The organism is Arthrobacter rhamnosi (genome assembly GCF_054510975.1).
The window spans coordinates 133,351-146,651 of sequence record NZ_JBTNDN010000006.1; the positions used below are offsets into that span (position 1 = coordinate 133,351).

Annotated in this window: 16 protein-coding genes; 2 read left to right on the plus strand and 14 right to left on the minus strand. The window is 65.6% G+C overall.

The genetic code is table 11. From position 1 onward, the window contains the following. Positions 1–19 precede the first annotated feature (19 nt). The 14 genes from ACX80J_RS14045 to ACX80J_RS14110 all read right to left on the minus strand — a co-directional run bounded on the left by ACX80J_RS14045 (position 20) and on the right by ACX80J_RS14110 (position 10,002). Complete coding sequence (locus ACX80J_RS14045; RefSeq protein WP_459343237.1) at positions 20–1,021, minus strand: LacI family DNA-binding transcriptional regulator; 1,002 nt, start codon at positions 1,019–1,021, stop codon at positions 20–22. Continuing rightward, positions 1,014–1,535, minus strand: coding sequence for a hypothetical protein (locus ACX80J_RS14050; protein WP_459343236.1), 522 nt, complete (start codon positions 1,533–1,535; stop codon positions 1,014–1,016). The genes ACX80J_RS14045 and ACX80J_RS14050 overlap by 8 nt, the downstream gene beginning before the upstream one ends. Next, complete coding sequence (locus ACX80J_RS14055; protein WP_459348184.1) at positions 1,532–2,281, minus strand: ThuA domain-containing protein; 750 nt, start codon at positions 2,279–2,281, stop codon at positions 1,532–1,534. The genes ACX80J_RS14050 and ACX80J_RS14055 overlap by 4 nt, the downstream gene beginning before the upstream one ends. Then, positions 2,274–3,227, minus strand: a complete 954-nt coding sequence (locus tag ACX80J_RS14060) for an aldo/keto reductase (RefSeq protein ID WP_459348185.1) — start codon at positions 3,225–3,227, stop codon at positions 2,274–2,276. The genes ACX80J_RS14055 and ACX80J_RS14060 overlap by 8 nt, the downstream gene beginning before the upstream one ends. Continuing rightward, the gene (locus tag ACX80J_RS14065; protein ID WP_459348186.1) at positions 3,224–4,225 is read right to left on the minus strand and encodes an ABC transporter permease; all 1,002 of its coding nucleotides are present in this window, start codon (positions 4,223–4,225) and stop codon (positions 3,224–3,226) included. Before ACX80J_RS14065 ends, ACX80J_RS14060 begins: the two co-directional genes overlap by 4 nt. Next, on the minus strand, positions 4,222–5,238 hold the full coding sequence (locus tag ACX80J_RS14070) for an ABC transporter permease (RefSeq protein WP_459348187.1): 1,017 nt from the start codon (positions 5,236–5,238) through the stop codon (positions 4,222–4,224). The genes ACX80J_RS14065 and ACX80J_RS14070 overlap by 4 nt, the downstream gene beginning before the upstream one ends. A 72-nt stretch (positions 5,239–5,310) precedes the next feature. Further along, positions 5,311–6,411, minus strand: a complete 1,101-nt coding sequence (locus ACX80J_RS14075; protein WP_459348188.1) for a sugar ABC transporter substrate-binding protein — start codon at positions 6,409–6,411, stop codon at positions 5,311–5,313. Between the two features lie 92 nt (positions 6,412–6,503). Beyond that, positions 6,504–7,319 carry an ATP-binding cassette domain-containing protein gene (locus ACX80J_RS14080; RefSeq protein WP_459348189.1) on the minus strand — a complete coding sequence of 272 codons (816 nt, stop codon included), beginning with the start codon at positions 7,317–7,319 and terminating at the stop codon, positions 6,504–6,506. A 210-nt stretch (positions 7,320–7,529) separates the two neighbouring features. Further along, the gene (locus tag ACX80J_RS14085; protein WP_459348190.1) at positions 7,530–7,745 is read right to left on the minus strand and encodes a hypothetical protein; all 216 of its coding nucleotides are present in this window, start codon (positions 7,743–7,745) and stop codon (positions 7,530–7,532) included. A 112-nt stretch (positions 7,746–7,857) separates the two neighbouring features. Continuing rightward, a complete protein-coding gene (locus tag ACX80J_RS14090; RefSeq protein WP_459343890.1) occupies positions 7,858–8,115 on the minus strand; it encodes an ArsB/NhaD family transporter in 258 nt (85 codons plus the stop codon). Positions 8,116–8,118: 3 nt separating this feature from the next. Continuing rightward, the gene (locus ACX80J_RS14095) at positions 8,119–8,277 is read right to left on the minus strand and encodes a hypothetical protein (RefSeq protein ID WP_459343228.1); all 159 of its coding nucleotides are present in this window, start codon (positions 8,275–8,277) and stop codon (positions 8,119–8,121) included. Between the two features lie 118 nt (positions 8,278–8,395). Further along, on the minus strand, positions 8,396–8,818 hold the full coding sequence (locus ACX80J_RS14100; RefSeq protein ID WP_459343227.1) for an arsenate-mycothiol transferase ArsC: 423 nt from the start codon (positions 8,816–8,818) through the stop codon (positions 8,396–8,398). A gap of 135 nt (positions 8,819–8,953) precedes the next feature. Continuing rightward, positions 8,954–9,214, minus strand: a complete 261-nt coding sequence (gene rpsT, locus ACX80J_RS14105) for a 30S ribosomal protein S20 (RefSeq protein WP_087075755.1) — start codon at positions 9,212–9,214, stop codon at positions 8,954–8,956. A gap of 251 nt (positions 9,215–9,465) precedes the next feature. Next, positions 9,466–10,002, minus strand: a complete 537-nt coding sequence (locus tag ACX80J_RS14110; protein WP_459343226.1) for a type II toxin-antitoxin system PemK/MazF family toxin — start codon at positions 10,000–10,002, stop codon at positions 9,466–9,468. Between the two features lie 183 nt (positions 10,003–10,185). On the opposite strand from ACX80J_RS14110, the gene lepA reads away from it, so the two are divergent. Then, a complete protein-coding gene (gene lepA, locus ACX80J_RS14115; protein WP_459343225.1) occupies positions 10,186–12,039 on the plus strand; it encodes a translation elongation factor 4 in 1,854 nt (617 codons plus the stop codon). A gap of 30 nt (positions 12,040–12,069) precedes the next feature. Further along, a complete protein-coding gene (gene hemW, locus ACX80J_RS14120; RefSeq protein ID WP_459348191.1) occupies positions 12,070–13,299 on the plus strand; it encodes a radical SAM family heme chaperone HemW in 1,230 nt (409 codons plus the stop codon). Positions 13,300–13,301 lie beyond the last annotated feature (2 nt).

Genomic DNA, 13,301 nt, shown 5'->3' on the forward strand with positions numbered 1-13,301 from the left:
GTCGTCGGTTCCTGTGGTGTCAGTGCCGGGTTGATTGGCGCGGCACGAGGAGAGGCTCGAATCGGGTCTGCACCTCGGACGGAGGCACGGCTTTGAGTTCCTGCAGGAGCAGTCGTGCGGCGTGGGAACCCATCTCGATAGCCGGCTGCCGGATGGATGTAAGGGGGACGACGGCGGCGGCGGCGAAATCGATGTCGTCGTAGCCGATGATCGCTATCTCGCCGGGGACCCCGACGCCATGGCGAATAAGACTCTGCAGGATGCCGAGAGCAACATGGTCATTGGCCGCGAAGATCCCGTCGGGCCGCTCACTCAACGGCAGGGCCGCGATGCGGTCACCGATGTCGCGGCCGAGCCGCGGATTCAGGGTCGTGGTCTCGATGAAGGTGAAGCGGGCACCGGCGGCTTCGACGGTGGATCGGCATCCCTCAAAACGTTCGCGCATCTGGTCTACGGTGAGCGGGCCTCCGATGAACGCGATATGGCGGCTTCCTCCTTGAAGGAGGTGTTCGGTGGCCATGGCGCCGCCGGTGACGTCGTCGAGCGAGACGGAGGGGAAGATCCCTTCCTTGTCGGCCCGGTCTACGAGGACAACGGGTACCTCGCGCTGCCGGAAGCGTTCCAGCATGGCTGTCGGGGTGCGGACCGGTGCTATGAGAATCCCGTCCATTCTTTGGCGCTCGAACAGGTCCAGGTGCCGCGACTCCCGTTCCTCGGAGTCGTAGCTGTTGCCGACAATGATCGAGTAGCCGGCCCTCTCGGCTTCCTCCTCGGCACCGAGCACCACGTCGGCGAAGAACGGGTTGGTGATGTTCAGGACAGCCATGCCGATCGCATTGCTGCGCCCGGCTCTGAGCTGCCGGGCGGCAGTGTTGGGGACGTACCCGAGGTGGGTGATGGCTTCGGCGACCCGGTGAGCGGCGGAACTCGACACGAGTTCGGGCCTGTTGAGGGCGTTGGAGACCGTGCTGACGGACACACCCGCCCTCGCCGCGACGTCCTTGATGCCGATCTCACCCATGGTCCCCCTTTAGACGCCTGAGGCTGTGTAGGAGCCCGATGCGGTTCTCGACTTTACCTGTGGCCGGCCCATGCACGAGCGTAAAGCCCAGTCGATCCGGAATCGGCGCGGCCAGCAGGACTTCATGCTCCTCCCCACCCGGGTGGAAAGTGGTGTCCGGGTCGGCGACGACGGCAATGCCCGCCTGGGATCGCAGCACCCGTCCGTCGAGGTGTGGGGGAGCGTCGAATCGGAGGGAGATCGTGCCATCCGTGGTCTCGGTGAGTTGACCTACAGGGTGCCCGTGACTGAATACCCCGAGAGTTTCCTCCCCGGAACCGGGGGAGGATTTCGACAGCATCAGATAGCCCGCGACGACGCGCCAGGCAGGACGACTGGTCAGGTGCGTGTCAGGAAAGCCCGACAGCACCCGATCCGGGTCCCGTCCCAGCCAGATGATCTCGTAGAACACCGGGTCGATGCCCAGAGACCCGTGACGCACCAGCGTGTTGTGGGAATCGTGTGCAACGGTCATGCTGGTCCTTTCTGCCCAGCCGCGATGTTGATGCCGGCGATCCATCGGACGAGCATCAGGAATACCTGCTGGTGGGCGGGAGAATCGTAGGACTCGACTCCGTGACCGAGGGCGTCGTAGGCGACCCGGCCGTCGTTCTTGTGGGTGTCATTGGCCCAGATCAGCGGGTGCGTCGTGCCGTCTTCGGTGTGTATGGCCAGGGTCTGCACCTGCGTCGAAGTTTCCAGGTGGGTGTACCGCTCGTCGTAGACCGTGAAGTCGTCGAAGGTCAAGGTGTCGAGGGTGTGCGGGGCCGCCTGGATGAGGGAGGTTCCTATCTGGGGGTGCATGGTGGTCCCTGGAACCCAGCGTCCGCCGAGCAGCTCGGCCCAGCGCGGGTCGTCCCGGAAGGCGAGGGCGGACGAATGCGATGCCAGGACACCTCCTCCTCGATGCCAGTGAGCCGTGATGGCATCCATGAGGGCCGCCGAGTCGGGCGCCGCTTGGGACAGGTCGCTGCTGGCGTTGACGATCAGGATCTCCGCCGCGTCCATGGCCTCGCGGAAGTCATCCTGCTCATGCGTGCTCGCAATGCGGACGTTCGTGAAGCCGTCGTCATGCAGGAGCTCTGCTATCCGCTGACTTGTCGCGATGAGGGCATGCCAGGGGTCACTGTGGGCTCCTGCTCCCACGAGCAGCACAATCCTCGGGTTGTCCGTGGAAGTAGCAGTGGCGTCTTCGGTGGGGTGCGCGGGGTGGTCAGTCATTGATCCATGTGCGGGGGTCCGGGCAGATGGCCTCGAGTTCGTCCCACAGTGCGTCAGGGATGGCCAGATGCAAGTTCAGGACTGCTTCATCGACCTGTTCAGGGGAGACGACTCCGCAGATGGTCGATGAGATGCGGGAATCGCGGGTGGAGAACTGCAGGGCGGCTGCCCGCAGTGGTACGCCGTGCCTGGCACAGGCAGCACCCATGGCGTCGACAGCTGCCACGATTTCCGGTTTGGCTTCGGCGTAGTGGTACCGGTTGGTTGATCGCGGCCAGTTGGCGAGCAGTCCGCCTCCGTAGACGGCTGCGTTCATGACGCCGACGTCGGCCTTGGTGGCGGCGTCGAGGAGCCGGTCTGCGGTGCGGTCTACGAGGGTGAAACGGTTGTGCGTGATCAGCGCATCGAAGTGCCCAGTCTCGACGAATTGCTGGAGCATGGTCGCCGGACCACCCGAGATTCCGATGTGATCGGTGTAGCCCTCGTCCCGGAAGCGCCGCAGAGCTTCGACAGGCCCGTCAGGGGCCATAGCCGCGTCGAAACCGATGTGTTCCGGGTCGTGGAGGTAGAGGATGGGCACGCGGTCCAATCCGAGGCGTTCAAGGCTCTCCTCGAGCGAGGCACCCATCCGATCGGTGTCGAAGGTGTCCGTTGTCGGATCGCGATCCAGTTTCGTCTGGATAATGAAACCGTCAGGTAGCCCGTACTGCCGGATAGCGGCCCCGACCCGACGCTCGCTCTCCCCGTCGCCATAGTTGTTCGAGGTGTCCAGGACGGTCACGGGTCCGGCGAACGCCCGACCGGCAGTTGCTATGGCGTCTTCTTCGCTGACGGTGAGCTCGTGCACAGGGGAGGAGACTCCCCATGCCGCCGTTCCGATACAGAGTCGGGAGACGCGCAGGCCTGTGCGTCCCAAGGGTCTTGTTTCAAGGGTGTGCTGGGTCATTCGAATTCGTCTCCTCCGCGGTAGCGGTCGACCAGGACGGCGGCGAGCAGGATGAGTGCCACGATCAGATCGAGGTAGTCGGGGTCAAAGAACTGGATGTTGAGGATGTTGGTGATGCCGGCGACGACCAGCAGGCCGAGGAGGCCGCCGAGTGGGTTGCCGACTCCGCCGCGCGTGATGGAGTACCCACCGATCATGAGGGCTGCGTAGATCTGGAACTCGAGTCCGGTGCCGAGGATGTTCGAGGCTGAACCGAGTTGTCCGACGTAGAGGATCCCCCCGATGGACGCTCCGGCGGCGCTGACGACGAGGGCGACGACGCGCACCTTCGTGACTGAGATTCCGGCGCGGGCGGCAGCCCGGTGGTCTCCACCGACGGCCTGTACCTTACGGCCGGCCCTGGTTCTGCCGATGAAGCCGGCAGCGACGAGGGTGATGCCTATCCCGATGAGTAGGAGAGTGGGGAATCCGAGGAGGGCGCCCTGTGTGACGTTGTAGAGCGGGTCGATCAGGGTCGAGGGAGGTGCGCTCACGACGATCGCCTGGCTGAGTCCGCGCAGCAGGGTGAGCATGCCGAGGGTGACTGCGAGGGGTTCAGCGCCGAAATAGACGATGACGAAGGCGTTGGTCAGTCCGACCACGACACCGACGCCGATGGTAATGGCGGCGACCAGCCATGGGTTCATCCCTGTGGCCACGAGTTGGTTGAAGATCACCGCCCCGAAGCCGACCATCGAGCCGATGGAGAGGTCCACGACGCCTGCCAGCAGCGCGAATGACGCCAGGACGGCGACGATCAACGGGATGGCGACGCTCACGCCGACGATCTGAATGTTCGAGGGGGCGAAGAACTCGGGACCGACCCATAGGAGTCCGACGAGCAGGGTGACTGCGAGAGTGGCGGTGATGCTTCCGACAGGTCCGTTGAAGGAGTTGAGTGTTCGCTGCCGGAAGGACTGGGGGGTGTCTTCGAAGAGCGGGGAAGTGAGGGTAGTCATCGGCTTGTCCTCTTCAACCGGGCGCCGTCGATGCCGACGGCGATGATGAGCAGTGCACCCTGGAAGACGAGTGACCAGGCTGGGGGTAGGCCGAAGAACGCGATCGAGGTCGGAATGGTCGCGAGGAATCCGACACTGAGTAGGAGGACGAGGAGGTTTCCTTTTCCACCGGAGAGGCTGATGCCGGCGAGGATGACCGCTCCGATGACGATGAGCTGGAAGCCGGTCCCGGAGGCCGGGGTGAAACTCGGATTGACGGCCGAGAAGAGCACTCCGGCAAGGCCGGCGACGACTCCGGATCCGGCGAAGGTCGCCAGGCGTATCCGGCGGAGGTTGAGACCGCGTGCTTTGGCAGCGCGGGCGTTGCCTCCGACCGCGATGAGGCGGCGACCCCAGCGGGTGTATGTCAGGGCGAGACCGAAGAGGATGATCGTGAGCACCATCGGCCAGAAGATGTTGGGCAGTCCGAGGAAGCGTCCGAGGCCGTAGGCCCGCAACGAGGACGCTGAGGGGATTTGTGCTGATTTGAAGAGGATCAGCATGATTGCCAGTCCGCCGAACCCGGTTGCGAGGGTAACAATGATCGGGTTCAGTCTCCCGAAGACGACGATGGCACCGTTGAGCAGGCCCCAGCAGGCTCCGGCTCCCAAACCGGAGAGGATGGCGACAATTGTCGGCAATCCGGCGTTCAGTGCGCTGACTGTGGCCCAGGCGCTCAGGGTCAGGGATACGGGCAGACTCAGGTCAAGGAGGCCCCCGCTGATGACGATCAGGGCCTGAGCGACGGCGAGGACCCCGGAGATGGACATGGTGAAGGTGACGGCGAGCAGGGTCTGGTTCGAGAGGAAGTCGGGGCGGGCTATGAGTGTGGCTGCCAGGAGCAGAACCCATACGCCGGTGATGCTGATTGCGTCGCGGAACGAGGTGAAGGTGCGCCCGTCCCGTACTGGAATGTGAGGCTTGTCCGGCTTGGTAGCGACCGGATCGGTCGGGGTGAGGTGAGATGTGGTCATGGTGTGGTGTCGTCTCTGACCGATCCGGTCGCTGTCATGGTCGGGCGGGTGTCAGGTGATTCGAAGGTCGGTCTAGAAGTCGCAGAACAGGTCGTATTCAGTGGTTCCCTTGGGGGCGGAAGCGAGTTCGGAGACGCGCTCATCGATGCTGGGGATGGAAGCGGCCTGTTCCTGGGTCACGGGGCAGGGCTTGACGCTCACGGCGGCGTTGTCGCCTGTGTCCTTGACCTCTGGGGTGTTGCCTTCGGCGATCTGGTCGGCGACTTCGAAAGCGGAGGCCGGGTAGCCCTCGAGGAAGTACATGACGCTTCCGGCGAGGTTGGGGTCGACGTTGTCCCCGGTGATCAGTCCGCCGTCCTGACCCCAGCCCATGATCGAGCCGTCCCGGCCGAGCTGGGTCGCTGCCTGGAGGGCGCCGACGACAGCTTGGTCGTTGAGTCCCACGACGAGGATGTTCTCGGCGTCGGGGTGGGCGGCGAAGACACCGGGGGCGTTGGCTAGGGAGGTGGTGAGGTTGCCGTCCGCCTCATAGGACACGTAGTTGTCCTCGGGGATGTCCGGGCAGGTTTCTTGGATGGCGGTCCGCGCGTTGCCGGTGCGCCACTCGTTGATCTGGCCGGCTGCAGTACCCTCGGCAGAAATGACCAGATCGACGTCGCAGTCCCACTTCTCCTGCGCGAGCTCCGCAAGTTTGGTTCCTCCCTCGGTTCCCGCTGCGGCGTTGTCGACGCCGACGAAGTACCAGCCGGGCTGGGCGATGTCGAAGGTCACGACCGGGATGCCGGCGTCTTCATACTTCTTGGCGATCACAGGGTTCGCCGAGGGTTGACCGTTGAACATCATGACCATGTCGACACCCTTCTGGATGAAGAGGTCGGCATTGGTCGTGGCTGTGGCTTCGCTGTTGTCGTTGGAGAGTTCGACGAAGTCCCAGCCACGCTGGTCGGCCAGGCCTTTGGCGACGTCGCCCTGGAGTTCCTGCCAGTCGGCGTCCGGCTGGCCTCCGACCGCGAAGCCGAGGGTGAAGGTTCCGTCATCGGCCGCCTCGGAGCCGGAACCCGAACCTCCTGCCGCAGGGTCGACGGTGCTGCATCCGGTGAGGGTGAGACTGGTCGCGGCCAGGCAGACGAGCGCTGCGCGGACCAGACGTGAGCGGGTGGTGAGTTGCGTCATTGCAGTGTTCTCCTGGGAGTGATGTTCCTGTGGGGGTGGAGCTGAAAGAGGTCATGCTGTTGGAAGGGAGTGGAACGGGTGGGGTGAGCCCGTCAGACAACGACGGTGGAGGTGTCCTCAGGTGTTGCGACGTCGGCGGGGATCGCCCCGGTGATCAGACCGACGATCTTTTCGGGGGTGATATCGGCGACGTCACGCGTTGCGATGGTCCTGCCCAGGCGCATGACAGTCACCCGGTCTGCGACCTGAACGAGTTGTTGCATGTTGTGGCTGACGAGGATGACGCTGACCCCGCGGTCGCGGAGCCGACCGATGAGCTCGAGGACCTGCGCGGACTCCCGGACTCCAAGTGCTGCAGTGGGTTCGTCGAGGATGACGATCTGTCGTCCCCAGATCAGTGCCCGGGCGATCGCAAGGCACTGGCGTTGACCGCCTGACATGCCGCGGACCGACACGTTCACGGACTGGATACCAACGCCCAGATCCTTCAGGACCTCGCGGGAGCGTGCCCGCATTCCTTTGTCGTTGACGATATTCAGAGCCCGAAGGAGCGGATTGGAGGAAAGCTCTTCCCGCCCGAGGTACACGTTCTGTACGGCAGACATGGTGTCCACCAGGGCAAGGTCCTGATACACCGTCTCGATGCCGGCCTCGAGCGCATCCGAGGGGCGTCGGAAGGACACTGGCCGCCCTGAGACTTCAATTGATCCGGCATCCGGTGTCACAGCACCGGACAGTATCTTCAGGAACGTGGACTTCCCGGCTCCGTTGTCTCCTACCAGCCCCATGACCTCGCCCCGACGGAGGTGCATGGATGCGGCTGAGAGGGCTACGACGGCGCCGTAACGGCGTTCAATATCTTGTGCCTGAAGGACGGTGTCCTGGGTGGCAGCGGTGGAATCATGCATGAAGACGACCTCTTCGTCGATCTGTAACGTTTTATCTAAAACGATTTAGACGACGATCACACACTGGCGAGCGCTCGTCAAGAGAAGTCGCGCAACACCCTTGTCGGGTGCCCTCACAACATGCTGAAGTCCCTGGCGGCAGCAGTGCTCGACGACGGAGAGAGTCCACAGAACCTCATCGTCGAGTGCCGGTGTGCGGCGCCGAGTCCCTCAGCCCACGGTCCGGGTCGGGTCTGCCCTTGTCCGGCCGAGCTTCAGGCCCATTGTGATCAAGTCCGGCTGGACGTCGACTAGGAGTCCCAGTCCTGCGTGGCCGGCGCCGAGATCATCAAGGGCCGTCATGAACCCATGCCGGCGGTAGCCGGTGATGATGTTCCTGATGTGATCGGCGGCGGTGACTTCTATATCCTGGATGAACTCGAACATGATGTTGGTCCTCGGGAGGTTGTACCGCGCGGCCGCGAGCGCTAAGAAGTGCCCCTGTCGTTTCTGTTTCACCCGAATCGATCGCGTGTGGTTCTCACACAGCAAGCCGTGGCTACCGGTGTGGGCAAACCTTGTGGGGCCCGCTCGACTGCTGCGGTGCCAAGGAAGAGGTAGGTCGGCGGGAGGCAGCGATCGTCAGGATGACGGCTCCGAAGCCGGCGACGGCCGAAAGCGGGATGTTCGCTGGTTCGGCGGCGAAACAGCCGGCGAGCAGAACGCCGAGAACAATCCAGCCGGCCGTGGAAGTCACCGGATCCCCGGTGGCCGACGCGGGCGCCTGGAGTACGGCAACGTCGAAGTGGCGGGGGATGACTCAATGGAAGAACAGGAGCAGTCCGCCGAGCCTCACAGCGACGGAGACCATGCCGACGGGGATCATCACGACGGCGTAGCGGGCGAAGCTGACGTCGAAGAAGCCCGCGACGACGAACGCGAGTGAAGATCTGGTCGTGAATTCCAGGGCCAGAAGCATCCGGATGGCGATCGGGATGACGCGCCCCAGCCGATGCCGAGCCCTTTGGACTGCCGGAACGCCAGTGTCTCGGTCGTGACGAGACCAGGACGGCGCCTGCAGTCCGAGGGCACATGCGTCAGCGGGTGGTGAGGGTGGCGTGAAGGTCGGTGACACGTTCGAGGATGTCGTCGCGGACCAGGCGCATCCGCTCGATCCCGTCGATGCCGCGCTCGCTGGGCTCGTCGGTGTCCCACCGCTCGTACAGGGTGCCCTCGACCTCGTCGACCTGCGCCTCGGGGCCGAGGATGACGACGAGGTCCGCTCGCTCCTGGTCCTCGACGGTGATCTGCCGGGGGACGTTCCGGCTGATGTCGACCCCTACCTCGGCCAGGACCTGGGCCGAGAGGGCGTTGACCGCAGAACCGGGCTTCGATCCGGCAGAAGCGGTGGCCACGGAGTTCCCGGCGACCTTGTCCATGAGGCCGGCGGCCATCTGGGACTTGCCTCCGTTCTTCACGCAGACGAACAGGACGAAGGGCTTGTCGGCCTTGAAGCTCACGGGGTGCTCGATTCTTTGTGGCGGGCAGCTGCCCGGGAAGTCGGAAGGGGATTACTGGGCTTTGTGAGGATCGACCCGTTAACGACGTAGGGCCGACCCCGTGAGGAGTCGGCCCTACGTCGAAGGGTCCGCAGCTTAGAGCGCGTTGACCTTCTTGGAGATCGCGGATTTGCGGTTCGCTGCATTGTTCTTGTGCAGCACACCCTTGCTGACAGCCTTGTCGAGCTTGCGGCTGGCTGCCTGCAGAGCCGTAGCGGCAGCGTCCTTGTCAGCGCCCTCGACGGCCGTGTTCACGGCGCGGATGGCGGTCTTGAGCTCGGACTTGACCGAGTTGTTGCGCTGCCTCGCCTTTTCGTTGGTGAGGATGCGCTTCTTCTGGGACTTGATATTTGCCACGTATGAAAACTTTCTTTGTATTGCGGACTGGTCGTGAGGGTATTTCGGCCAACCAAGACTGAGCGGCGTGGGGATACCGTATGGCGATTGGCCAAAGTGCCCGGAGACCTGCGCGGACACACAGCTATAAAGGTTACCAGAAACACGCGCGGAACCCGACCCGTGGTGACCCGGGCCAGGGTCGGCAACGGGATGTTCAGGACGACGCGGGTGGCTCGCGGCAGGGGGCGGGGACTTCCCGTGCCCGTGCGCTATGCCAGCAGGTGATCGGGTATCGCTGCGAGGACCTCTTCGAAGCGCCGGCGGGGCAGGACTGCGCCCTCGCGCCTGATGGCCCCGGCGGTGATCCGCAGGAGCCGGTCGACCTTCACCTCGCTCGGGCGCCCCTGCCGGTCCCAGGCCCCCGTGCCGATGTCGACGTAACGCCCGTCGTGGTCGCTGGCGTTGTTGCGGTCTCTGCTCGTCAGCATCAGGCCCAGCAGGTCACCGCCGTCGCGCCCGATGAGGAGCACCGGGCGGTCCTTCCCCTGCGCCGGGTCATCCTCGTAGGGCACCCATGTCCAGACGATCTCGCCCGGGTCGGGCTTGCCGTCGCTCGAGGGTGAATAGGCGAGCAGTGCGTCCTGCCGGCGGCCCGCCGTCCTGCGCGCGGCGGCGGGGGCTGCGGGACCGGCCGACCGGGTGCGCTTCGCACCGCCCCGGCGGGGAGCCTCCGGGGGCGATGCGCTGTTCACCGCCCGGACAACGCGAGTCGCGAGGGACAGGAGGGAGCGGACCGTGATCGCCATGCTGGAATCCTAGGCGGGTAGTCGCCACCGGCCCAGCAGCCGGGGCAGCGATTCCCGGAGCCGTCCGGCCACGTGGGACACTAAGGGGAGTTGAAACGGCGCGAACCAGCCCCGGCCGCCGCCGATGACGGCACGGCTGGGAGCCGCATGCCGCACCCTGTCCCGAAAAAGTGAGGAACCTACGTGTCACCCATGGCCCGCACCGCGCCGGTGCCTGCCTCCACCGATCCGGCGATCATTCGTAATTTCTGCATCATCGCCCACATCGATCATGGCAAGTCCACGTTGGCCGACCGCATGCTCCAGCTCACCGGAGCCGTGGAGCAGCGGGACATGAAGGCGCAGTACCTCGACCGGATGGACATCGAGCGCGAGCGCGGCATCACGATCAAGTCCCAGGCAGTCCGCCTGCCGTGGGAGGTGGACGGCACCGCCTACGCCCTGAATATGATCGACACTCCCGGCCACGTCGACTTCACCTATGAGGTGTCACGCTCGCTCGCGGCGTGCGAAGGAGCCATCCTGCTCGTCGACGCCGCCCAGGGCATCGAGGCGCAGACTCTCGCGAACCTCTACCTCGCGATGGAGAACAACCTCACGATCATCCCGGTCCTGAACAAGATCGACCTCCCGGCCGCGCAGCCGGAGAAGTACGCCGCGGAGCTGGCGAGCCTCATCGGCGGGGAACCCGAGGACGTCCTGATGGTCTCCGGAAAGACCGGCGTCGGCGTCGAGGCCCTCATGGACAAGATCGTGCGCGACCTCCCGGCCCCGACCGGTGACCCGAACGCGCCGGCCCGCGCGATGATCTTCGACTCGGTGTACGACACGTACCGCGGCGTGGTGACCTATGTCCGGGTGGTCGACGGGAAGCTCAGCCCCCGCGAGCGTATCCAGATGATGTCCACGCGGGCCAGCCACGAACTGCTCGAGATCGGCGTCAGCTCACCCGAGCCGAAGCCCTCCAAGGGGCTCGGCGTCGGCGAGGTCGGTTACCTCATCACCGGTGTGAAGGACGTGCGCCAGTCGAAGGTGGGCGATACCGTCACCAACCTGGCCAAGCCTGCCGCGCAGTCGCTGGGCGGCTACCAGGATCCGAAGCCGATGGTCTTCTCCGGCCTCTATCCGCTCGACGGCACCGACTACCCCGTCCTGCGGGACGCCCTGGCGAAGTTCACCCTGAACGACGCCGCGCTCGTCTACGAGCCGGAAACCTCGGCCGCGCTGGGCTTCGGGTTCCGCGTCGGCTTCCTCGGCCTGCTGCACCTCGAGATCACGCGGGAACGCCTCGAGCGCGAGTACAACCTCGACCTGATCTCCACCGCCCCTAACGTGGAGTACGAGGTGACCCTCGAGGACAAGCGCGTCCTGAAGGTCACCAACCCGAGCGAGTACCCCGTCGGGAAGATCGCGGAGGTGCGCGAGCCCATGGTGTCCGCGACCATCCTCGCGCCGTCGGAGTTCGTCGGCGCCATCATGGAGCTGTGCCAGCAGCGCCGCGGCATCCTCGGCGGCATGGACTACCTGTCCGAGGACCGCGTGGAGATCCGGTACCGGCTGCCGCTGGCGGAGATCGTCTTCGACTTCTTCGACCTGCTGAAGTCGAAGACCCGCGGGTACGGCTCCCTGGACTGGAAGGCCGACGGCGACCAGGTGTCCGACCTCGTCAAGGTCGACATCCTCCTGCAGGGTGAACAGGTGGACGCCTTCAGCGCCATCACCCACCGTGACAAGGCTTACGCCTACGGTGTCATGATGACGGGCAAGCTCCGCGAGCTCATCCCGCGCCAGCAGTTCGAGGTGCCCATCCAGGCCGCCATCGGCGCCCGCATCATCGCGCGCGAGAGCATTCGGGCCATCCGCAAGGACGTCCTCGCCAAGTGCTACGGCGGTGACATCACGCGTAAGCGCAAGCTGCTCGAGAAGCAGAAGGAGGGCAAGAAGCGCATGAAGATGGTGGGGCGCGTGGAAGTGCCCCAGGAGGCCTTCATCGCCGCACTGTCCTCCGACGAGTCGAAGGACAAAGCCAAGAAGTGACCCCGTACGGTTTCGAGGGGGCTGGTCCGCGTGCCTAGCGCCCTTCCGCTCGGCCTGCCGGCACCGGAGGACGGCGTGCTGCCCCCTGAGGCAGCCGAGGGCGCGCGCAGCCGCGACTTCTGCCTCTACGTGCACATCCCGTTCTGCGCGGTGCGCTGCGGCTACTGCGACTTCAACACCTACACGGCCACGGAGCTCGGCGGAGGAGCGTCGCAGGACGCGTACGCCGGATCCGTGCTCGCCGAGCTCGCCCTCGGTGCGCAGGTGCTCCGGTCCTCGGGGATGCCGGCACGGCCGCTGTCCACGGTCTTCTTCGGCGGAGGTACTCCGACGCTGCTGCCCGCCGGGGACCTCGCGTCGATCCTTCGGGCGGCGACGGCGCAGTGGGGCCTGGCCCCGGACGCGGAGGTGACCACCGAGGCCAATCCCGATTCGGTGACGCCGGAATCGCTGCGTGTCCTGAAGGATGCCGGCTTCACCCGCGTCTCGTTCGGCATGCAGTCAGCGGTGCCCCACGTGCTCGCCGTGCTCGACCGCACCCACTCGCCCGAACGCGTGCCGCAGGCCGTGCAGTGGGCGCGTGAGGCCGGCCTGAAGGTGAGCCTGGACCTGATCTACGGCACGCCGGGGGAGTCGCTGGAGGACTGGCGGACGTCGCTGTCCACGGCGCTGTCCTACGGCCCCGACCACATCTCGGCGTACGCCCTCATCATCGAGGACGGGACACGGCTCGCGACGCGCATCCGCCGCGGCCAGGTGCCGCCCATCGACGACGACGACCACGCCGACAAGTACGCCCTCGCGGAGGAGATGCTGACGGCCGGCGGCCTGCACTGGTACGAGGTGAGCAACTGGGCTCGGACGCCCGCCGATGCATGCCGGCACAACCTCGCCTACTGGCGTGGCAGCGACTGGTGGGGTGCAGGTCCGGGTGCGCACTCGCATGTCGGCGGCACGCGCTGGTGGAACGTCAAGCATCCGCGCCCGTACGCCGAGGCGCTGGATGCCGGGCGGTCACCCGCCGCGGGGCGCGAGATCCTGTCGGCGGAGGACCGCTACGTCGAGGACGTCATGCTGCGCGTGCGGCTGCGTGAGGGGCTTCCGACCGAATCCCTCAGGGCAACGAGCCGCACGGCGGTCGCCGGACTGATCGCCGACGGGCTCGTCGAGCCCGCCGCGGCCTTCGCGGGCCGCGTGGTCCTGACCTTCCAGGGCAGGCTGCTCGCGGACGCCGTCGTGCGGAGGCTGTTGCCGGACTGAGT

Excerpts from the sequence above, each read along its gene's own strand:
- ACX80J_RS14060 (WP_459348185.1), bottom strand. The coding sequence starts at position 3,227 with ATGACCCAGCACACCCTTGAAACAAGACCCTTGGGACGCACAGGCCTG.
- ACX80J_RS14050 (WP_459343236.1), bottom strand. The coding sequence starts at position 1,535 with ATGACCGTTGCACACGATTCCCACAACACGCTGGTGCGTCACGGGTCT.
- ACX80J_RS14095 (WP_459343228.1), bottom strand. The coding sequence starts at position 8,277 with ATGCTTCTGGCCCTGGAATTCACGACCAGATCTTCACTCGCGTTCGTC.
- ACX80J_RS14065 (WP_459348186.1), bottom strand. The coding sequence starts at position 4,225 with ATGACTACCCTCACTTCCCCGCTCTTCGAAGACACCCCCCAGTCCTTC.
- ACX80J_RS14070 (WP_459348187.1), bottom strand. The coding sequence starts at position 5,238 with ATGACCACATCTCACCTCACCCCGACCGATCCGGTCGCTACCAAGCCG.
- ACX80J_RS14055 (WP_459348184.1), bottom strand. The coding sequence starts at position 2,281 with ATGACTGACCACCCCGCGCACCCCACCGAAGACGCCACTGCTACTTCC.
- ACX80J_RS14110 (WP_459343226.1), bottom strand. The coding sequence starts at position 10,002 with ATGGCGATCACGGTCCGCTCCCTCCTGTCCCTCGCGACTCGCGTTGTC.
- ACX80J_RS14080 (WP_459348189.1), bottom strand. The coding sequence starts at position 7,319 with ATGCATGATTCCACCGCTGCCACCCAGGACACCGTCCTTCAGGCACAA.
- ACX80J_RS14045 (WP_459343237.1), bottom strand. The coding sequence starts at position 1,021 with ATGGGTGAGATCGGCATCAAGGACGTCGCGGCGAGGGCGGGTGTGTCC.
- ACX80J_RS14085 (WP_459348190.1), bottom strand. The coding sequence starts at position 7,745 with ATGTTCGAGTTCATCCAGGATATAGAAGTCACCGCCGCCGATCACATC.
- ACX80J_RS14075 (WP_459348188.1), bottom strand. The coding sequence starts at position 6,411 with ATGACGCAACTCACCACCCGCTCACGTCTGGTCCGCGCAGCGCTCGTC.